This is a genomic window from Pontibacter mucosus (assembly GCF_003054055.1).
Taxonomy (GTDB): domain Bacteria; phylum Bacteroidota; class Bacteroidia; order Cytophagales; family Hymenobacteraceae; genus Pontibacter; species Pontibacter mucosus.
The window spans coordinates 94,761-114,325 of the sequence record NZ_QBKI01000003.1; the positions used below are offsets into that span (position 1 = coordinate 94,761).

The 19,565-nt window shown below is 51.6% G+C and carries 17 protein-coding genes; 11 read left to right on the forward strand and 6 right to left on the reverse strand.

Going from position 1 to position 19,565, the window contains the following annotated elements:
• Positions 1–669: 669 nt before the first annotated feature.
• Positions 670–2,232, reverse strand: coding sequence for a S8 family serine peptidase (locus C8N40_RS06825; RefSeq protein ID WP_245905032.1), 1,563 nt, complete (start codon positions 2,230–2,232; stop codon positions 670–672).
• 583 nt (positions 2,233–2,815) lie between these two features.
• Here C8N40_RS06825 and C8N40_RS06830 point away from each other — a divergent pair.
• Entirely contained in the window at positions 2,816–3,571 is a 756-nt protein-coding gene (locus C8N40_RS06830) for a helix-turn-helix domain-containing protein (RefSeq protein ID WP_342749956.1), read from the forward strand.
• A gap of 167 nt (positions 3,572–3,738) precedes the next feature.
• On the forward strand, positions 3,739–4,458 hold the full coding sequence (locus C8N40_RS06835) for a pirin family protein (protein WP_108211389.1): 720 nt from the start codon (positions 3,739–3,741) through the stop codon (positions 4,456–4,458).
• A 143-nt stretch (positions 4,459–4,601) separates the two neighbouring features.
• Here C8N40_RS06835 and C8N40_RS06840 read toward each other — a convergent pair whose 3' ends face one another.
• On the reverse strand, positions 4,602–7,007 hold the full coding sequence (locus C8N40_RS06840) for an ABC transporter permease (RefSeq protein ID WP_108211050.1): 2,406 nt from the start codon (positions 7,005–7,007) through the stop codon (positions 4,602–4,604).
• Positions 7,008–7,282: 275 nt separating this feature from the next.
• Between C8N40_RS06840 and C8N40_RS06845 the strand changes: the two genes are divergently transcribed.
• The 3 genes from C8N40_RS06845 (at position 7,283) to C8N40_RS06860 (ending at position 11,260) form a co-directional block, all read left to right on the forward strand.
• On the forward strand, positions 7,283–8,668 hold the full coding sequence (locus tag C8N40_RS06845; RefSeq protein WP_108211051.1) for a sigma-54-dependent transcriptional regulator: 1,386 nt from the start codon (positions 7,283–7,285) through the stop codon (positions 8,666–8,668).
• A complete protein-coding gene (locus tag C8N40_RS06850) occupies positions 8,658–10,013 on the forward strand; it encodes a sensor histidine kinase (protein WP_108211052.1) in 1,356 nt (451 codons plus the stop codon). Before C8N40_RS06845 ends, C8N40_RS06850 begins: the two co-directional genes overlap by 11 nt.
• Before the next feature lie 794 nt (positions 10,014–10,807).
• Positions 10,808–11,260 carry an OsmC family protein gene (locus C8N40_RS06860; protein ID WP_108211054.1) on the forward strand — a complete coding sequence of 151 codons (453 nt, stop codon included), beginning with the start codon at positions 10,808–10,810 and terminating at the stop codon, positions 11,258–11,260.
• Between the two features lies 1 nt (position 11,261).
• Here C8N40_RS06860 and C8N40_RS06865 read toward each other — a convergent pair whose 3' ends face one another.
• Complete coding sequence (locus C8N40_RS06865) at positions 11,262–12,134, reverse strand: SDR family oxidoreductase (RefSeq protein ID WP_108211055.1); 873 nt, start codon at positions 12,132–12,134, stop codon at positions 11,262–11,264.
• 152 nt (positions 12,135–12,286) lie between these two features.
• Here C8N40_RS06865 and C8N40_RS06870 point away from each other — a divergent pair, with 152 nt between their 5' ends.
• From C8N40_RS06870 to C8N40_RS06885, 4 genes are all read left to right on the forward strand, one after another.
• The gene (locus tag C8N40_RS06870; RefSeq protein WP_108211390.1) at positions 12,287–13,603 is read left to right on the forward strand and encodes a type IX secretion system plug protein; all 1,317 of its coding nucleotides are present in this window, start codon (positions 12,287–12,289) and stop codon (positions 13,601–13,603) included.
• 90 nt (positions 13,604–13,693) lie between these two features.
• Positions 13,694–13,960, forward strand: coding sequence for a hypothetical protein (locus C8N40_RS06875; RefSeq protein WP_108211056.1), 267 nt, complete (start codon positions 13,694–13,696; stop codon positions 13,958–13,960).
• A 50-nt stretch (positions 13,961–14,010) separates the two neighbouring features.
• A complete protein-coding gene (locus tag C8N40_RS06880; RefSeq protein ID WP_108211057.1) occupies positions 14,011–14,259 on the forward strand; it encodes a hypothetical protein in 249 nt (82 codons plus the stop codon).
• 94 nt (positions 14,260–14,353) lie between these two features.
• Positions 14,354–14,647 carry a hypothetical protein gene (locus C8N40_RS06885; RefSeq protein WP_108211058.1) on the forward strand — a complete coding sequence of 98 codons (294 nt, stop codon included), beginning with the start codon at positions 14,354–14,356 and terminating at the stop codon, positions 14,645–14,647.
• A 178-nt stretch (positions 14,648–14,825) separates the two neighbouring features.
• Here C8N40_RS06885 and ychF read toward each other — a convergent pair whose 3' ends face one another.
• Together ychF and C8N40_RS06895 are read right to left on the reverse strand one after the other, a co-directional pair.
• Positions 14,826–15,923, reverse strand: a complete 1,098-nt coding sequence (ychF, locus tag C8N40_RS06890; protein ID WP_108211059.1) for a redox-regulated ATPase YchF — start codon at positions 15,921–15,923, stop codon at positions 14,826–14,828.
• Between the two features lie 158 nt (positions 15,924–16,081).
• The gene (locus tag C8N40_RS06895; RefSeq protein ID WP_108211060.1) at positions 16,082–16,414 is read right to left on the reverse strand and encodes a DUF3276 family protein; all 333 of its coding nucleotides are present in this window, start codon (positions 16,412–16,414) and stop codon (positions 16,082–16,084) included.
• Between the two features lie 135 nt (positions 16,415–16,549).
• On the opposite strand from C8N40_RS06895, the gene C8N40_RS06900 reads away from it, so the two are divergent.
• A complete protein-coding gene (locus C8N40_RS06900) occupies positions 16,550–16,963 on the forward strand; it encodes a septal ring lytic transglycosylase RlpA family protein (RefSeq protein ID WP_108211061.1) in 414 nt (137 codons plus the stop codon).
• A gap of 3 nt (positions 16,964–16,966) precedes the next feature.
• Positions 16,967–17,878: a DUF58 domain-containing protein gene (locus C8N40_RS06905; RefSeq protein WP_108211062.1), complete on the forward strand. Its 912-nt coding sequence runs from the start codon at positions 16,967–16,969 to the stop codon at positions 17,876–17,878.
• Between the two features lie 70 nt (positions 17,879–17,948).
• Here the strand turns inward: C8N40_RS06905 and C8N40_RS06910 are convergent, their stop codons facing one another.
• Entirely contained in the window at positions 17,949–19,541 is a 1,593-nt protein-coding gene (locus C8N40_RS06910) for a hypothetical protein (RefSeq protein ID WP_108211063.1), read from the reverse strand.
• Positions 19,542–19,565 lie beyond the last annotated feature (24 nt).

Below are 19,565 nucleotides of genomic sequence, written 5' to 3' on the forward strand. Positions count from 1 at the left end.
AGTTATACTTTACTGCCGCCGCTGCCCGCAACTTGACAGAAGCTATTCTTTCTAGCTTCTGTTCATCCTCCAGACTTACTTAAGCTACTGTTGCATTTCCGGCATTGGTGCTCTCAAGCCCGAGAGGGCTCGCCTTCAGGCATCGCGCTGCTTTCGCTTCCTGCCCTCGTGCCTCGGGCTGCCTCGCCTCTGGCTCGTCACCGGAACCTCTCGAGGCGCTCAACCCAAAGGCTGGGAATCATTCAATAGCTACTGCCTTTGCTGTCATCTCGACCTTCGGGAGAGATCTGGAGAGAATTCCCGATAGATCTCTCGCGCTGCTCGAGATGACAGAGTGAGTGGTGAGTATAATTTCCCTCCTCGGAGGGGCTGGGGGTGAGTTTATACTTTGTAGGGACAGGTTGAGACCAGTCCGCGCGAAAACAGAAGCTATAAAACTCATATTTAGCACCAGTAATTACAGACTCCCCGCCTTAGACAAGGAGGGGCAAGGGGTGGTTGGACCCGGGGCTACAAAAACTCTCACCCATTGTTACATTAGAGCTGGAAGAGGTGAAGAGGAAATGTAATAGACTTATACTTCCACAGTCAACCTCAATTATAACCAGATATAAAGCAGCAGGGCCACCTATACTTAGGTGGCCCTGCTGCTTTATACTTTACTGCTCCTTACTTTAAAGAGGCAATCGGATCCGGGGTGCTGTCCTTGTCGCCGGTGATGTAGCCTTGGCTAAGCACCTCGCCACGGAGGGCCAGTATACCCGCCACGTGAGGCGCGGCCATCGAGGTGCCGTAGTGGCCACCAGAGAAGCTGCCATTTTTCGTAGTAGTCGACACGTTAACACCCGGGGCAGCAAAGTCCACGCTGGCGCCGAAGTTAGAGGAAGCCCACATTTTGTGGTAGCTATCCATGGCCGAAACAGTATAAACACCTAGGGCATCCACGCGGGCTGGCGAAGAACTGGCGCAGTCTACGTTGCTGTTACCAGCTGCGATGGCGAAAAGGATGCCGTTGGCTGCCGCCGTCTTCACGGCATTGTCCAGGGTAGAGGAAATGCCACTGCCCAGGCTCATGTTTACCACATCACCCGGCTTGCTGTTTCTGTTTACATAGTTCACCGCTGAGATTGCTCTTGAAACAGTGCCGGCGCCGGCGTCGTCAAATACGCGCAGGGCAACGATGGTGGCGTTAGCGGCCACGCCCAGCATGCCTGAGCCGTTGTTTTTCGCCGCGATGATGCCTGCCACCGAGGTACCGTGGCCAAAGCCATCCTCGATAGACTCGTTACCATAGATAAAGGAGAAGCTTCTGGCCATATCCACGTTCAGGTCCGGGTGGTCGGTGTCAATACCGGAGTCAATTACCCAGATGGTTTTGCCTGTGCCGTCGCCGTAGCCCACGCGCTCGATGTTCCATGGAATGGTTTCACCGGCGAGCGGGGTGAGGGCGGTGTAAGCAAGGGCAGGATTGGTTGGGGCTGGCTCAACCGGAGCAGGATCGGTAGGAGTAGGCTCGGTCGGGGCTGGCTCAGTCGGTGTTGGTTCTACAGGAGCCGGCTCTGATGGTGCAGGCTCAGCAGGCGCAGGTTCAGTTGGAGCGGGTTCGGTTGGGGCTGGTTCAGTCGGTGCTGGCTCAGTAGGAGCAGGTTCAGTAGTACTGCCGCCATTGCCTTTTCCGTTTCCTTTGCCATTACCTTTTTCAGTGACGTCGCCATTGCCTTTCCCGTTGCCGCCGTCTATTTTAGAGGAGCCACCTGTGTTGTTCCGCTCTCTGCCGTTTCCTTTCTCCGTTATCTCAGACTTGTCTGACCACTTTGGGGCAAGGGCGATGATACGGTCCTGCTCTACGTAGGCTACCTCCGGGTTATTGCGCACTGCTGCCAACTGGCCGGGCGTGAGGCGGGCGGCAAAGCCGTTCACCACGCCTTCGTACACCTGCTGTACCTCTTTTATCTCAATTTTGGAGGCAGTTAACACGCGGTCGCGCTTCATGGCGGCTTCTGTTTTGCTCACCTTAAAGTCCTGGCCATTGCTGGTGTTAAAGCTGTTGCCGTTTTTCAGCACCACAATGTACTGGCCTTCAATCGCCTGGCCGTCCTGGGCAGAGAACGTAGCCTGGGGCTGGTTAAACTGGTTTTCCATCAGTTCGTCTTTCTGACAGCCTGACAGGGTCATCATGGAAGCAAGGGCAGCTAAGGCCACTGTGCGACCGGGAGTAATTATACGAATCATAGCTAAAAGTTGAGTAATAGGATTGTAAATGGTTGTTTGGGTCTAAAGTCCAATTAAATACCTCACCGAAACCCAGGTAAACTTTGAAAAGTTCACTTTAAGGGTTTTGTAACTGAGAAAATTTAATGGTGTGGCTTTGTATAGTTATAAAAATGAAGTAGGGAGCAGGCCCACATGCAGATGCGGGAATAAAAGAACCGAAAAACCTGTGTATTTAGGATTTTTCTGTACTAGTAGCTGGGGTTTATTGGATGTAGAGTTGTTTCAAATAGTATATGTGTTTTTGCTGTACCTTATTATTGTTCTATAAAATTCCGCTAATAAAAGCTTATTTCAAAGTATAACTACATTATTGCGGCAATATAAAGTTGCACAAAAGAAACAATTTTCAATATTCTTAGAAATGTAAAATTTATTCTGTTTTTTGGATTATATGATTTTCGTATGAATTTAGTATTTCTGCTAATAATGTTAGTATTATTGCTAATTATTTATTAGTTTTACACGCGAGCGGCTAAAAATTGGCTGACCGAAGTAAAAAGAAGGAGCTACTATGCAGTTGGTTACATTAAACATTAGACACTTGCGCAAGCAGGCAGGCTACACGCAGGCACAACTTGCCGAGAAGCTGGATATTAAGCGCTCGCTGGTGGGTGCTTATGAGGAGGGAAGGGCAGAGCCAAAACTGAGTACGCTGGTGAATGTAGCCAGGCTGTTCGATGTCTCGCTCGATGACCTGATAACCCGCGACCTGGTACATGAGGCCCCATCGGCTTCAGATAATACTGCTGCCCGTGCCAATGGCGGCAACTTGCGCGTGTTGGCTATCACCGTGGACGAGCAGGAAAACGAAAACATTGAACTGGTGCCCTACAAGGCTTGCGCCGGTTACCTGAATGGCTATGCCGATGCAGAGTTCATAGAGGAGCTTCCGCGTTTCCGTTTGCCGATGCTCGGTACCGGCGGCACTTACCGCGCTTTTGAAATTAATGGCGACTCGATGCTGCCGATTGCTTCAGGCACTGTAATCGTGGGTCGGTTTATTGAGGACTGGAGCCAGATAAAAGACGGCACGCCGTGTATCATCGTGAGCCAGAAAGAGGGCGTAGTCTTCAAGCGCGTCTTCAACAAACTAAAAGATGCCTCGGTGCTTCGCCTGCACTCCGACAACCCGGTTTACTCGCCTTATGAGTTACATATCGGGGATGTGGTGGAGATTTGGGAAGCCAAGTCCTACATCAGCTCCACGTTCCCTATAGCAGACCTGTCTCTCGACAAGCTCTCGAGCATTGTGCTGAACCTGCAGAAAGAGATGCAGCAACTGAAGAAGGCAGAGTAAGTTTTAACGTTTTTTATGGAAGCCTGATGCAGCGATAAGTGCTGTATCAGGCTTTTTTGTTGCCCTACCTGCCATTAGCTAACAAGAAATCAGCTGTATCCGTAAAGCCTAAGCAAACAGGGCGCGGCCTGCGGCCTGTAACGTTGTGCATCTTAGAAAAACCAACTATGATAAAACTGATACCTGCCGCTGATCATCATCATGCTAAAATAGGAGACTGGCTGGAGTCATACTATCTTTTCTCCTTCGCCGATTATTATGACCCCGCCAACGTGCAGTTCGGTCCGCTGCGTGTCTTCAACCACGACCGCATTACCGGCCAAAACGGGTTTCCGCTGCACCCGCATGCCGAAATGGAGGTAGTAACCGTTGTGCTGGACGGGGAGCTAACCCACAAGGATAGCCTGAGCAACGATGTTACCCTGAAAGCGGGGGATGTGCAGCGCATGACGACAGGCACCGGCTTCTCACATTCCGAGTCCAACAACTCCGACAAAAACACCGAGCTGCTGCAGCTGTGGTTCCTGCCCAACAAAAAGGGGCTCGCCCCGGCATACGAGCACATGTCCCTGGATTTTCTGGATGCTAAAAACAAACTGGTGCCGCTCGTAACCGGACAGAAAGTGCTCGAGAACGTAGTGTACCTCAACTCTAACTCCACGGTATACTATGGGCATGTGGGGCGCGGGGAGAACATCGATTTCAAGACATTCAAAATCCGGAAGGCGCTGGTGTATGTGCTGACCGGTGGCATGCTGGTTAACAACGTGGAAGCCGAAACCGGGGACCAGGTGCGGCTGGAGAGCCAGGATATTATCAGCCTGCACGGCAGCGCCGAGGCCACATTTATACTGGTAGATGTGCCGGCCGCCGAGGTGAATTACTGATTTATACTTTGACTTATACTTTACCTTATACTTATAAGAAAAGCCGGCGCCACCTGAGGAGGGTGGCGCCGGCTTTTATACTTCAGTCTTTATACTTCAGCCAAAGTATAAAGACTGAAGCTTATACTTTATACTTATACTTTCTACTCGCTTTTCAGGGATATCACCGGGTTAGCCAGGGCTGCCTGCACGGCCTTGGCCCCCATGGTTAGCAGCGCGATAAAGAGCGTTGCCAGGCCAGCCAGCACAAAAGGCCAATACTCTATACTTACGCGGTAGGTAAAGTCCTCCAGCCAGAGGCTGATGATATAGTAGGCAATGGGTGCAGCCAGCACGAAGGCTGTCGCTACCAGCTTGATGAACTCCTTGGAGAAAAGGATAGCAATGTTGAAGATAGAGGCGCCGAGCACCTTCCGGATACCCACCTCTTTGGTGCGCTGGGCGGCCATAAAAGCCACCAAACCATACAGGCCAAGGCAGCCGATAAAGATGGCGATGAAGGAGAAAATCTTGAACAGTTTGCTCTGGCGCGCCTCTTCCTGGTAAAAGTTAGCGATGGTCTCGTCCAGGAACTCATAGCTGAATACATCATCCGGATAGGCCATGTTCCATACTTTCTCCAGGTGCGCAATCGCCTCCTGCTTCTGGCTCATGTCAATCTTGGCGTTCATGAACAGGTATTCATCCGGCCCGGTGAACATGATGGTCGGGTCGATAGGGGCATGCAGCGAATTCTGATGGAAATCCTCCACAACACCAACGATTGGAGCCTTGTATTCCCGGCCAACCCGGATTGTTTTACCAATGGCCGCTGCAGGGCTCTCTATGCCGAGTTTGCGGCGCATGGTTTCGTTGATGAGCACGGCAAGTGAGTCTGAGTTGGTATAGGCGCGCCCAGCAGCCAGCTTGATGTCGTACAGCTTCAGGTAATGCTCGTCCGCAAACTTTAGGTTCGCCTCAAAGGTGGCGTCCTCGCTGGAGTTGTTGTAGGCAAAGTTTGAGCCCCAGGTAAAGTTGGAAGAAGGTGGCGCACCCGAAAAGCTGACACCAAGTATGGCGGGGTTGGTCAGGAACTTTTCATATAGGGGCTGTATCTTTTTGCCTGCCTGGTTTGGCAGCAGCACCGTTACAATGGCCTCTTTCGAGAAGCCGAGCGGTTTGCTGCGGAAGTAGTCCATCTGCTCGTTTACAAGAATGGTACAGATAATGAGCACCTGGCAAATGGTGAATTGCAGCACCACCAGCGCCTGCCGGATGGGCAGACCCGCCACCTGCTGCGTGTTAATCCGGCTCTTGAGCGCGGCAATCGGCTGGAAGTTGGAAAGTATAATGGCAGGGTAGAGGCCGGCAAACAGCGTTACCAGCAGCACCTCCACTACCAGGAACAACAGGATGGCCGGATCGGAGAAAATACTGAAGGAGATCTCCAGCTCCAGCAGGCTGTTGAGGTAGGGCAGCGCCAGCTCGGTAAGTATAACCGAGCAGAACGTAGCCAGCAGCGTGATCAGGAACGTCTCGCCGATGAATTGCAGTACCAGTTGGTTTTTGCTGCTGCCCAGTACCTTTCTCACGCCTACCTCTTTCGCACGTTTCACGGCTTGTGCGGTGGCCAGGTTAATGAAATTGATACAGGCCACCACCACCAGGAATATCCCTACCAGCGCCATCGACCAGATAATCTCCTTGGCAATAGTGCGCTGGCTGAAATTTCCTAAATCTGTGTTAAAGTGCAGGTTGTTCAGGGGCTGTAGCTCATAACTTTCTTTTCCTCTTCTGTCTTTTTCCCGATGCCTGTTAACGAAGGCTGATATCTCCGCTGACTTCGCCTCCGGAGAAACGCCTTCCGGCAGCAACACATACAGCTGAAAATTACTCGTCAGCATGTTGTAGGTGGTCATGTCGAACTTGGTGTAGTTCTTAATGGTAGGGTAGGAGATAAGCATGGTGAAGGGGAAGTCGGAGTTGGAGGGCGGATCGGGAATCACAGCCGTCACCTTCAGCGTCACGATGTTGTTGAAGCGGATCATCTTTCCAAGAGCGCCCCCCTCCGGAAAATACTTGTCTGCGGTGCTTTGGGTAAGCACCACGTTGTTCGGCTCCGCCAGGCCGGGCCGCGGGTCTGTCTCCCCTGTCTCAAAGTCGAAGATGTCGAAGTAGTATGGCTCTACGAAGGCAATCGGTTTCTCTTCCAGAAACCGCTTCGGCGCCTCGCCTTTGTCGCTGATAACGTTGATCTGGGCTGATTCCTCGCCATAAACGATAGACGTCTTTTCCATACCCAGGTTGTCGTTGCTTCGTAGCAGGTCGGGGATAGGGAAACGGGTACCGATATGGTGCTGCGCTTCGTCGCCCGCATTGTATACGGTGGTCAGGCGGTAGATGCGATCGGACTTGGAGTGGAAGGTATCGTAACTCAGCTCATACTTTATCACCAAAAAAAGCAGGATACTGCAGGTAATGCCCAGAGTGAGACCCGCAATATTGAGCAGGCTGTAGCTCTTGTTGCGCATTAGCGAACGCAGGGCCGTAAGGAAATACATCTTTATCATAGTTCTATTGTTTGAGGTAGGCATCTTGTTCCTCTACACCAAATGCCAAGAGCTGTGCCAAAGCCTTAAAAGGGCACTACAGACCGGCAGGCGTAAGTATAGGCTTTCTTCTATGTCCACTGCCGGACACTTTCTGTCCATCACCGGACAACCTGTTTTATACTTTATGCGCTAATTTGCCTATATTGGATGAATGTAAAGCTGGCATAGTATTTTTATACCAGGTAGCAGTATAGCGTTGCTCAATCACATAATCACGCATTCAACACAAAACTATGGAAGAACAAAATCTGGGACGCATCCTGGTGATTGATGATAACGAGGACGTGCTGTTCTCGGCCAAAATGCTGCTGCGGCGACACGCTAAAGAAGTGGTGATGGAGAAAAATCCCAAAAAGATTCCATTCCTGCTTTCCAACGAAGACTTCGACCTCATCCTGCTCGACATGAATTTCAGCCAGGATATTACCAGCGGCCAGGAAGGGTTTTACTGGCTCAAGGAGATTCTCAAGTATGACCCCTCGGCGGTGGTGGTGATGATTACCGCTTTCGGCGACGTGGAGATGGCGGTGAGGGCCCTGAAAGAGGGTGCTACCGATTTTGTGCTCAAACCCTGGCAGAATGAGAAACTGGTAGCCACGCTCTCGGCCGCTGCCAGGCTGCGCAACTCCTACCGGGAAGTAAGCCAGCTGAAAGAAGTAAACCGCACGCTCAGCACCCAGCTAAACACAGGCAGGAACATCATACAAGGCGAGAGCCAGGCCGTGCGCCAGTTGTTCACCATTATAGACAAGGTAGCCAGAACGGATGCCGACATCCTTTTGCTCGGTGAGAACGGAACGGGCAAGGAAGTCATCGCCCGCACCATTCATGAGCGCTCCTCCCGGGCCGATAAGGTGTTTGTAACCGTGGACATGGGCGCTATAACCGAGTCGCTTTTTGAGAGTGAGCTGTTTGGCCACAAAAAAGGCGCCTTTACCGATGCCAAGGAAGACCGGGTGGGAAGGATAGAGGCGGCCAATGGCGGCACGCTGTTCCTGGATGAGATCGGGAATCTGTCGCCGGCCATGCAGGCCAAGCTGCTCACGGTGCTGCAGCGGCGCGAGGTAATCCGGGTTGGCACCAACCGGCCTATCCCGGTGAATGTGCGCCTGATTTGCGCCACCAACATGCCCCTGAAGGAGATGGTGCAGCGGGGGGAGTTCCGCCAGGACTTGCTGTATCGCATTAATACCGTGGAGCTGCACCTGCCACCCCTGCGCGAGCGCCTGGAGGACATCCCGCTTTTTGCCGATCATTTCCTGCAGGAGTATGCCCTTAAGTATAAACAGCCCGTTAAGCGCCTCGGAGAGTCGGCCCTGGCCCGCTTGAGACGCTACGGCTGGCCCGGCAACGTGCGCGAGTTGCAGCACGCCCTGGAGCGCGCCTCTATCATGAGCGATAACCGCGAACTGCAGTCCGAAGATTTCTTCTTCCTGTCGGAGGAAGGGCCTGCCGCCGCACCTGCCGTTACGGCTCAAACACTGGACCTGGACGACCTGGAGCGCGAAGCGGTGCAGCGGGCCCTGCAGAAGCACGACGGCAATATCTCCAAAGCAGCCAAGGAACTGGGCCTGAGCCGCGGCGCCCTCTATCGTAGACTCGAAAAGTATGAGCTATAGGCATTATAAACTCAAGCTCCTGCTGCGTGTGCTGCTGCTGGCCATCTCCGTTTTTATACTTGCAAAAATAGAGTTCAGGCAGGAGTATAGCGGTACATTGGTAGGGCTGAGTCTTTTTGTACTTTTACAGGTCTGGTTGCTGATGCGGTACATGGAGCGCACCAACCGGCTGTTCCTGCGCTTTCTCAACTCCATTAAGTATGATGATTTTACGGAGCAGTTCCATGTGGGCGGCGAGGGCAAAACGCAGCGGATGCTGGCCATGCGCCTGAACGAGGTAATGGAAAAGTTTAAGGAAGTGCGGGCAGAGAAGGAGGCCCACCTGCAGTATTTCGAAGTGATTGTGCAGCACATCGGCATTGGCATTATCACCTACAAAACCGACGGAAGTATCCTTTTGCTCAACAACGCCGCCAAAAAGCTGCTGCAAGTGGGGCAACTGCGCCAGGTGCAGCAACTGGAAGAAACCAGTCCGGTGCTGGGGCAAAAGCTGCTGCAGCTCGAAAGCGGGGAAAAAATGCTCGTGCCCATGCGGCAGCAGGGGGAGCAGGCAAACATTTCGGTGCATGTTATCGAGCTGTCGCTGCTCGGCGATAGGGTACGACTGGCTTCGCTGCAGAACATTCAGACGGAGTTGGAGGAGAAAGAGATGGAGGCCTGGGGTAAGCTTATCCGGGTACTGACGCATGAGATCATGAACTCCGTTACGCCTATTTCGTCCCTATCAGCCAGCGCCTGCGAGGAAATCCATACTTACACCGATACCGATGCTGAAGAAGTTACCCTGCTGCGCGAGGAGCTTGAGGACATAGGGCAGTGCCTGCAAACGATCAGCCGCCGATCTGACGGGCTTATCCGCTTCGTGAATGAGTTCCGTAACCTCACCACCATCTCCAAACCCCAAATGAGCCGCTTTGACGTGGGGGAACTGCTGCGGGAGATAAAGCTCTTGCTGCGGGAGCAATTCGCTCGTCACCAGGTGGATTTACAGGTGCAGAGCCCGCGCGACAACATGCTCCTCACTGCCGACCGAAGTATGGTGGAGCAGGTGCTCATAAATCTGGTGAAGAATGCCATGGAGGCGGTGCACGAGCAGCCCGATGGGCAAGTGCTGCTGCGCGCTGCCCTGGATGAGCGCAGCCGCGTCACCATTGCTGTGGCAGACAACGGCCCAGGCATGACGGAGGAGGCGATGGCCAAGATCTTCATACCATTCTTCAGCACTAAAAAAGCCGGCTCCGGAATCGGCCTTAGCCTTTCGCGCCAGATGATGCGCCTGCACAAAGGCACCATCTCCGTGCAGTCGGAGTTGGGGCAAGGCACTACATTTCTGCTGCGCTTTTAGAGCGGTTTTGTCTGTGGAGTTTGTAAGTAACCCCACCGCAACCCTCCCCTAAGAACAGGGGAGGGAGATTAGAAATACCGGGTCCAACCACCCCTGGCCCCTCCTTAGCTAAGGCGGGGAGTCTGTTGTTACTTTCTCCAAGGTATGAGTTCTATAGCCTCAGTTCTCGTGCGGACAGGTCGCGACCTGTCCCTACAAAGTATAAACCCACCCCCAGCCCCTCCCGAGAGGGGAATTATGGGTATCCCCCTGCCCCTACAAGGGAGAACTTTGGCTGTTAAGTTCTACAGAAACTGTCCCCTTGAGGGGGCCATAGGGGTGTTTACTTTTAGCAAAACTTCTACCACTGGCTTTACACCCCTGTAGTCCCCTCAAGGGGACAGTAGTAATTGCCGTAGCTATCGATTCTGTTCCCAGCCTTTGGGTGGAGCGCCTCGAGAGGTTCCGGTGCCCGGAGGGCATTGCGACGTAGGAGCAAAGGAAGCGAAAGCAGCGCGATGCCCTTATCGAGGGCCCCTACCCCCAAGGCGAGCCCTCTCGGGCTTGAGAGCTCCAAAGTAGGAGATAAAACAAGACGTTTGTGGGAACCAGAGGATGAACGGAGGCTAGTAAGAATAGCTTGTTTCCAGTTCCGGGAAGCGGTGGCTATGAATAGGTATTAAAGTATAAGCCGGCAAGTAAAAGTGCGGCCAACGCGCACATTTACTCAGCAGCTATACTTTCAATATGACTTCCTAAAACCTTTCTCCCCCAGCTCCTTATACTTATACAACACAGCACACAAAGTATCCATCATGAGTTTAGAAGAGAGAGAAGGTTTTGTAACGGTTTACACCGAGAGCAGCGCCCCTTTGGTGGCACACATCAGCGCCGGCACGGATACCATGACCATTGATGAATCCGGGATAGCACAGGGAGTAAAAGAAGGGGCCGATCCGTATGACTATCTACTGGCAGCACTTGGTTCCTGCACTGTTATCACGCTGCACATGTACGCCCAGCGGAAAGGCTGGCCGCTGGAGCGGGCCGAGGTAAGCCTGCGCCACGAGCGCATCCACGCCGACGACTGCCAGCACTGCGAAGAGAAAACCGCTAAGTTAACAAATGTAGTCAAGCACCTTCGCCTCATCGGAAACCTCACGGAGGAGCAGCGGCAGCGACTGAAAGTGATAGCCGGAAAATGTCCGGTACAGAAGACGCTGGAGGCAGGCATTGCGGTAGAAACGCACCTGCTGGAGGAAAAGTAAGTTACGCCTGTGCTGTGCTCTTTTCTTGCGCTAGCTTAAAATAACCTTCCAGGGTTTGCTCTCCAACTTGCGGCGCCACGCAATCTTGGGTAGAGACCTTTGCCAAAAAGGCTGCCTTGTGGTAAAGGGAAGTATCAATATGTTTCATCATAGGTAGAAGCAAGTCCACGGCCACTTTGGGAACATGGAACACGCTGCCATGGTAACCGGCTGCAGCTCCCACAATTCTGGCGATTTCCAGCCGGGTGTATACTTGCTTGCCTCCTAATGGAATCACCGCCGAAGACTTGCCTATACTTTGAACCACCATCTTGGCAACATCCGCCTCATGGATGGGGTTCGTCCGTTTGCTGCCATCACCTATCACTCCTAACCTACCTCGTCGGGCCATAGCGGCCAATTCATCAAAAGCCGAAAAGAGCGCCGTTGGCTGAAGGATAGTATAGTTCAGGCCTGATTGAATAAGCTCCCTGGAAAAGTCGGCATGTGCCCGAAAGTAGGCCAGCTGCGGGTGCTCCTCTGCCGAAAACGCTGAGATGTAGACGAATTGCTTTACGCCTGCAGCCTTCGCCTTCTGCAGCAGGTTATAGTTTGCCTGGTAATCAATGTCGTGAAAAGATGCTTTGCTACGGTCGCTCAGGCTGATGCTTTTGCCCAAGGCCGATACGACGACGTCAATTCCCAGGCAGCAGCCCCTCAGTTCTTTTGGCCGGGTGGCATCGGCATAGAAAATTTCGTCCGGGGCAATTGAAAGAGAGGTAGCTTTCTCACAAGTCCGAACCAAGGCGGTTACCTGATAGCCACGGAGTTTAAGTAACGACAGAAAGTGACGTCCCAGGTGGCCCGTGGCCCCGGCTAAGAGAATGCGCTTCATGATGCACGGCTATTTATTCTTGTTAAAGTATAAAATTATAAAGTAAATAACAAGCAACTCTTTTCTTGGTACTATCACGGTTATACTTTTTGGTTATATTCGTTTCTCATAAACTTCCGGCCGGTTACAAAGTATGGCCAAACCAAACGAAGATGCTGAAAAGACAACTCTATACTTGCCTATTCGCCAGCGCACTGGCAGCAGGTGCTGCGGCATGTGTGCCCTTGGAGCAGCAGGTGCAAAGCAGCTCCGCCACGCAGCAGGCACAGCTCCGCTACGAGGATTTTATTTATGACGAAAGTATACAGTCGGTGCAGGCCTACGTGGCCACTGGTTTTGAGGAGGAGGTGCTGGAGCCGCCGGTGGTTGAGCTAGGTTCCGGCGTGCCGGTTATACTTGAGTTCGACAGGCTGAATGCTACGCCTAATCGTCTGGTGGCCAAGCTGATTCATTGCGACGCCAACTGGAAACCCTCTGGCCTTAACGACTCGCAGTTTCTGAATGACTTCAACGAGTTCTTTATCACGGATGCCCAGAACTCGGTAAATACCCGCGTAAACTATGTGCATTATACGTTCCGGGTGCCGCGCGTAAAGCTGAGCGGGAATTACCTGCTGCAGGTGCAGGAGGAGGGAGGCAAGCTGCTGCTGACGCAGCGCCTGTTGGTGTACCAGAAACTAGTGGCGGTAACCAGCAAACTTGGCGCACCGCTTGGCCCCAGAGGCAGGGAAACGCGCCAGCCAGTGGAGTTCAACGTCTTCTATGCCGACTATGAACTGGTGAATCCTGCTGCGGAGGTAAAGGCCGTTATGCGCCAGAATTACCGCTGGGACAATGCCAAGCGACTGGCCCGCCCCACGTACGTGCACGATGCGCAGCGCCGCCTGGAGTATGTTTTCTTTGAGCCAAACGAGCTGTTCAAGGGCCTTAGCGAGTTCCGCGCCTTCGATACCCGCAGCCTCAATTTTAAAGGCCTTGCGATAGATAACATCGACCTGCAGCAAAACCCAACCGTCGTTTACCTGCAAACCGACAAAAACCGCAGTGGGCAGGCCTATAGCCAGGACCCGGACATCAACGGGAAGCGCATTTTTGGCAACCGCCAGTACGGCAACGGTGATGTGAATGGCGATTATACCTGGGTGGATTTTGAGCTTCAGGTGACAGAGAAGGTGCCCGGCGAAGTATACCTGCAAGGCGATTTAACAAACTGGCGGCAGACGGAGGAGGCCAAATTAAATTTCGATGCCGAGCGCCAGGCCTACACCGGCCGCATGCTCCTGAAGCAGGGCTACTACAACTACTACTATACTTTTAAATCCGGCAGCGGCTCTGCCGACGACAGCTATTTCGAAGGCAGCCACTTCGAAACCGGCAACGATTACGACATCCTCATCTACTACCGCCCACCCGGCTCCCGCGCCGACCTGCTTATCGGTTACGACAGGTTATACTTTAACAGGAAGTAGGGTACGGGTATAGAGCAGATAAGCGTAGGTTTTGGTTTATACTATAGTTGTGGTGCATTTAAATTATAAAACAATCAGAAACTATACTTTATGAATGAACGTGACTTAGGCTTACTTGAAGGTATGATTGGGAGACTTAGCAGTGACTTGAATATGGTCAAAGCATTCAGTCATGTTGCATTAAGAGAAATTTCTAAACTGCCAGAAACAGAAGAATACCAGTCTCTGATAAAGGATGTTGAAGGTCTGCATGCACAAAATGTTCTTGACACAGATAAAGTATTCAAAGAATTACTAAGCTATACCATCAATCCAGACCAGCGAGATTTTTCACTTGATGAGCTTTTAAATAAGTAATAAAAATTAATGCCTATCCACTACTTTTTCAATATGTAGTTTTCTTTTCTATGAAGAAGATAGCTTTCATATCTACAGCTATCGTGCTGGTAATCTTAGGAAGGTTGTGGCTCGGTGTATATCATCATGATGAATTTGCAGAAACACATCTATTTATCAAGCATCGACCAACATGGAAATGGACATTCTACTCCCCAATTGGTATGAGCGATAAGAAAGTTGAAGACCTAAGTATAGAGCAAAAGAAAGAGCAGCTTCTATTTGAAGAGTTCATTAGTAGCAAAGGAATGAGTAAGTAAGTCCAGAAAAACGAAACCACAACAAAACCTATAAGTTAGCTACGCCACATTATAGGCAAGTCCGTTATGCTTAACCACAATCATAGAAGAAATAATGAGAGCTAATAAAAAGTATTTCACAGCTCAAAACCTGTATATACTTTGGGCAATTATATCAGGTATTGCTATTGTGGTTGTGCCGCTGATATTAGGACTTACTTCGTCAGGTGGAGAGCAGAAGCCGTTAACTTGGATAGCTTTTACAATCGAGCCAATAGTTTGGGGATTTCTGTTGTTGAGTGTTCTGACAGCGCTGATATTTCAGGAATGGGTAAAGAGGTATTGGTACATCAATTTACTGGTGCTTGGACTAACAGCTTGGATTCTGTTCAGCTACTATTTCCAATAAACCCGCAAAAGCGAATGAATGGCATTGCATAGCCCTGCACATAAACTATGCTCTCGCTCGTCTTATATACCAAACGTTAGCTACTTAAAATCTAAAACACGCTCAACTAAATCCACGCAAACTAAAAAAGGCAGGTCTAAAACCTGCCTTTTCTGCTATTGATACTTTGTACCCTTCCTTACACGTTAAAGCGGAAGTGCATGATGTCGCCGTCCTGCACCACGTAGTCCTTGCCTTCCACAGCCATTTTACCGGCTTCTTTGATTTTGGCTTCTGTTTTATACTCCTGGTAATCCTTCAGCTTAATCACTTCGGCGCGGATGAAGCCTTTCTCAAAGTCAGAGTGGATAACGCCGGCAGCCTGAGGAGCTTTCCAACCTTTCTGGATCGTCCAGGCGCGCACTTCCTTCACACCAGCCGTAAAATAGGTGATAAGGTTGAGCAGGTCGTAAGAAGCACGAATCAGCTTGTTCAGGCCAGACTCCTTCAGGCCATACTCAGCCAGGAACATTTCTTTTTCCTCCTCGTCGGTCAGCTCGGCAATCTGCGCTTCGATAGAGGCAGAGATAAGCACTACCTGCGCGTTTTCGTTCTTCACGTGCTCGGCCAGTGCCTTGGAGTACTCGTTGCCTTCAATCATGGAATTTTCATCCACGTTGGCGGCATAAATCACAGGCTTGGCTGTTAGCAGCTTCAGATCCTCTACTGCTTCCAGGTCGTCCTCGGTCACCTCCAGGCTGCGGGCGTTCAGGCCGGCCTCCAGGTGCGCTTTATACTTCTCTAGGCTGGCCATTTCCTTCTTGGCCTTGGCGTCGCCGGACTTGGCCGTGCGGATTACTTTCTGGATTTTCTTGTCGATCGACTCCAGGTCCTTCAGCTGCAGCTCGGTGTCGATGATTTCTTTATCAGAGATTGGGTTTACCTTACCGTCTACGTGCACGATGTTCGGGTCCTCGAAGCAACGCACCACGTGGATGATGGCGTCTACCTCACGGATGTTGGCCAGGAACTTGTTGCCCAGGCCTTCGCCCTTGCTGGCACCTTTTACCAGGCCGGCAATGTCTACAAACTCAATCACGGTTGGCAGCACGCGCTCCGGGTGCACCAGCTCTTCCAGTATCTGCAGGCGCTCGTCGGGCACCGTAATCACGCCCACGTTCGGCTCGATGGTACAGAAAGGATAGTTGGCAGACTCTGCCTTGGCGTTAGAAATAGCGTTGAACAGGGTAGACTTGCCAACATTTGGCAGCCCCACAATACCGCATCGTAGTCCCATTTATACTTTAGTTTTTTGTATCAGGCCGCAAATATACAACAATTTAGGCTGCCATGCGCGCTTATACTTTTAAATAAGCAGGGGGGAGGGGGCAAAGAAAAAAGCCCGCGGGAATCCACGGGCTTTTGCTATACTTTCTTATTTGTAAAGCGGGAGGGTTATTCCCACTTCAGTTCTTCGTCAAACGAAGCTTCCTCGGTTTGAGCCACCGGGTTCTCCAGGGCGGCGAGGGCTTCTTCCGTCAGCAGATCGGATTTAACGTGGTCGATAGTTTCCTGCAGTGCCTCCATAAACTTGGCGAAATCTTCTTTGTACAGAAAGATCTTGTGCTTTTCATAGGAGAAGCTGTCGTCTTTAAACTTGCGCTTGCTCTCTGTGATAGTCACGTAAAAGTCGTTGGATCGCGTTGACTTTACATCAAAGAAATACGTTCTCTTCCCGGCTCTTACTCTCTGGGAATAAATTTCAGCTTTGTCGTTGTTCTCTTCCACCGTTAATTAGACGTTAAATTCAACCTTGAGAACCTAAAAGTAATATATACTTCTGATATATAAAAGTTTTGGAATTTAAAATTTGCCTAAATTATTTTAGCTCTATATTTGTAGCCGGACCAATCATGTAATACTATGAATTTATGTTCAGTAGTATTGTTCTTTCTGATTTCTGTTTTTTCGGGCCCGGATAGCTTCACGGCAGACGGCAAAGCCAGCTACTACGCCGACCGCTTTCATGGCCAGCGCACCGCCAGCGGCGAGCGCTACGACAAAACCCAGCTAACGGCCGCCCACGCCTCCCTGCCCTTCGACACCAAAGTGCAGGTCACGAACCTCAAGAACGGCAAAAGCGTGGTGGTGCGCATCAACGACAGGATGGCCGCCAGCAAATACCGCGTCATCGACCTCTCCAGAGCAGCCGCCCATGAGATCGGCATGATACGCGACGGCACCGTAACGGTAAGTATAGCCGTGGTACCCGACGAGCCGGCACAACAAGATGCGCCCGTTGCCGTTTCAGATGCAGAAACCAAGCCCCAGCTGTAAACCATGAAAAAGCCGCTCACCCTTGCCGATGTACAGAAGTTCGAGAACATGGAGTTTCTGGCAAAGCAACTGGTCGAGGGCTTTATCACTGGACTGCACCAGTCGCCTTACCACGGATTTTCGGTAGAGTTTTCGGAACACCGTCTCTACAACAACGGCGAGAGCACCCGCCACATCGACTGGAAAGTATACGCCCGCACCGATAAGCTTTTTGTGAAGCGCTTTGAGGAGGAAACCAACCTGCGCTGCCACATCCTGCTCGACGTGTCGCCCTCAATGTATTACCCGCTGGAAAACAACGGCAAACTCACCTTTTCCATACTTTGTGCCGCCGCCCTGGCCACGCTCTTGCGCAAGCAGCGCGACGCCGTGGGTTTGGTTACCTTCTCTGACAGGATAGAGCAGCAGACGCCGGTTCGCTCCACCGCCTCACACCTGAACACCCTGCTTATACTTTTGCAGCAGCAACTGGACCAGCAGCCCACCGCCAAGGATACCAACGTAGCCGAAGTGGTGCACCATATTGCGCAGCAAATCCCCAAGCGCTCTTTGGTAGTGATTTTTAGCGATATGCTGAGCAAGGTGGATGACCTGGATGAGATTTTCTCGGCACTGCAACACCTTAAGCATCAGAACCACGAGGTGCTTATTTTCCATGTGATGGACCGCAAAACCGAGGAGGAATTTGATTTTGCTGAGCGCCCTTACGTGTTTGTGGATGTGGAGACGGGGCAGGAGCTAAAACTGCAGCCCTCGCAGGTGCGCGAGCATTACCGCACGGCTGTAGAAAAGTATAAAAAAGACTTGGCGCTAAAGTGCGGACAGTATAAAATAGACTTTGTGCCCGTAGACATCAGCGAGCCCTTTGACAAAGTTTTATACGCCTATCTGGTAAAGCGGGCTAAGGGAAGATAGTTGTTCGTTATTAGTTAATCGTTATTCGTTTTAGGTCGATTAACGAGCAACGAATAACGCACAACGAAAATTAATTGCCCTCGCGATCGTAGGCGTGCACCCGCACATCTTTGGTGGTTTTGTCCTTGGCTTCCGTGCCGAAATTTATCTCGTTGCCGCGTTCGGTGTCGTATACCTGTGTATACTTTTTCCAGCCGCTCACGCTGGAGTTGTCCGTTATTTCATCCTCGCCCAATCCGCCGTAAATTTTGACAAGTATACTTTCATCTGCCTGGCCGGAAAGTATAAATTTGTCATCCCCAGCCAATCCATGGAGTATAATTTCCTCGGTTTCGCCTCGCTTAAAGATGCGCTTGTAGAGTTGGCGTGCGGGAGCAGCACCTGTGGCAGGTCTCGTAACGATTACCTCCACATCTCCATCACCAAGGCGCTTTACAACAAACTGCTCCGGTGCATCCGAACCAGGAATCGTTACCTTCTTAGCAAGTATAGCATACATCTGTGCGGCTGCCTTGGGAAGCAGATGGCGACGGCTTTTCAAGTTGTGGGCCATTTCCGGGCCAACCAAAGTATAAATTGGTAGCGGCAGCTCCTTTACTGCCCTGTCGATCACATCATCGGTTAATTGCTGCTGCATCTCCTGGGCAATACGTTGCCAATCCTCCCGGCTTAGTTCGTGCAGCAGGCGCTCATCTATAAATTTAGCGTTCAGCATGTACGCCTTCACGTCGCTAAAGTCGTGGTCAAAAGTATGGAACTTGCGACCCAGCAGCTTACTGGTGGCGATGGACGGTATCAAACCGCTCTTCATTTTCAGGAAAACCTGGTCACGGTCTTTGGGCACGGGAAAGTAAGTTGTATCCGCCCTTTGCGCGGTAACAGCCCAATCCCACTGGCCCTTGTGCCGGTCCCAATCACCCAGGAGCAGGTCCAGCAGGCGGGCGCGGGCAAAGGCCTCTTGGCTAAAGTGATAGGTATTGCGCAGAAACCGCTTCCGAAGTGCGCCCTCCGAGTCCTCGAAGTTAAAGACATCTGCTGAAAAGGCAGGAGTGATGTCGGCGGGGCTGTCATACTTTTCTTCCAGCATAAAAACCTTACCCTGTACCAGTAGGCTGAACTCGCCGAAAGTTGTATCAGTGGCGGCCACATAGTATAGCTTAGGGTTAGTATGATAAACGCCCACGGCGCTGGCCAAAGGTGGCACCACCAGGGCGCCGAAAGGGTTGGCCGCAGAGGTCTGGTCGCGAAGCACATTAGTGACAAAGGTAGATTGCCAGAACGGGCTCACCACCTCCTTGGGATCTTTGTCGAGGGAGCGGAAGGCGTAGAGGCGGCCCTGCCTGTCTTCCAGTTGAAAGCTGGTGGTCTGGTAGCCGCCGCCTTTTTTCACCACCTGCAGGCCGCCGTTCACGGAGTCTAACCTGAAAACGGGTAGTTTAACCGGTGTTGTCCAGAGCGGACGGTGGTGGTTTCCCCAGAAAAAACGGTGAAAGCCGCTGCGGTCGTAGTGGCGCCCCAGTATCACCCAGGCGCTATCCGGACCGGCAGCGGCTTTCCCGTTCAGTTCTTCCTCAGTAGCCAGGGCATCGTGCTGGAAAAATTCCTCGTTTACGCAGCTGCTCAGAGCCAGACTGCAAAACAGCACCAACGCCACTCGCTTCATGTAATTTAGTTAAGAGTGATGAGT

Coding starts and splice junctions, on each gene's coding strand:
- C8N40_RS06825 (WP_245905032.1), bottom strand. CDS start 2,232: ATGATTCGTATAATTACTCCCGGTCGCACAGTGGCCTTAGCTGCCCTT.
- C8N40_RS06835 (WP_108211389.1), top strand. CDS start 3,739: ATGATAAAACTGATACCTGCCGCTGATCATCATCATGCTAAAATAGGA.
- C8N40_RS06840 (WP_108211050.1), bottom strand. CDS start 7,007: ATGATAAAGATGTATTTCCTTACGGCCCTGCGTTCGCTAATGCGCAAC.
- C8N40_RS06845 (WP_108211051.1), top strand. CDS start 7,283: ATGGAAGAACAAAATCTGGGACGCATCCTGGTGATTGATGATAACGAG.
- C8N40_RS06850 (WP_108211052.1), top strand. CDS start 8,658: ATGAGCTATAGGCATTATAAACTCAAGCTCCTGCTGCGTGTGCTGCTG.
- C8N40_RS06860 (WP_108211054.1), top strand. CDS start 10,808: ATGAGTTTAGAAGAGAGAGAAGGTTTTGTAACGGTTTACACCGAGAGC.
- C8N40_RS06865 (WP_108211055.1), bottom strand. CDS start 12,134: ATGAAGCGCATTCTCTTAGCCGGGGCCACGGGCCACCTGGGACGTCAC.
- C8N40_RS06870 (WP_108211390.1), top strand. CDS start 12,287: ATGCTGAAAAGACAACTCTATACTTGCCTATTCGCCAGCGCACTGGCA.
- C8N40_RS06875 (WP_108211056.1), top strand. CDS start 13,694: ATGAATGAACGTGACTTAGGCTTACTTGAAGGTATGATTGGGAGACTT.
- C8N40_RS06880 (WP_108211057.1), top strand. CDS start 14,011: ATGAAGAAGATAGCTTTCATATCTACAGCTATCGTGCTGGTAATCTTA.
- C8N40_RS06885 (WP_108211058.1), top strand. CDS start 14,354: ATGAGAGCTAATAAAAAGTATTTCACAGCTCAAAACCTGTATATACTT.
- ychF (WP_108211059.1), bottom strand. CDS start 15,923: ATGGGACTACGATGCGGTATTGTGGGGCTGCCAAATGTTGGCAAGTCT.
- C8N40_RS06900 (WP_108211061.1), top strand. CDS start 16,550: ATGAATTTATGTTCAGTAGTATTGTTCTTTCTGATTTCTGTTTTTTCG.
- C8N40_RS06905 (WP_108211062.1), top strand. CDS start 16,967: ATGAAAAAGCCGCTCACCCTTGCCGATGTACAGAAGTTCGAGAACATG.
- C8N40_RS06910 (WP_108211063.1), bottom strand. CDS start 19,541: ATGAAGCGAGTGGCGTTGGTGCTGTTTTGCAGTCTGGCTCTGAGCAGC.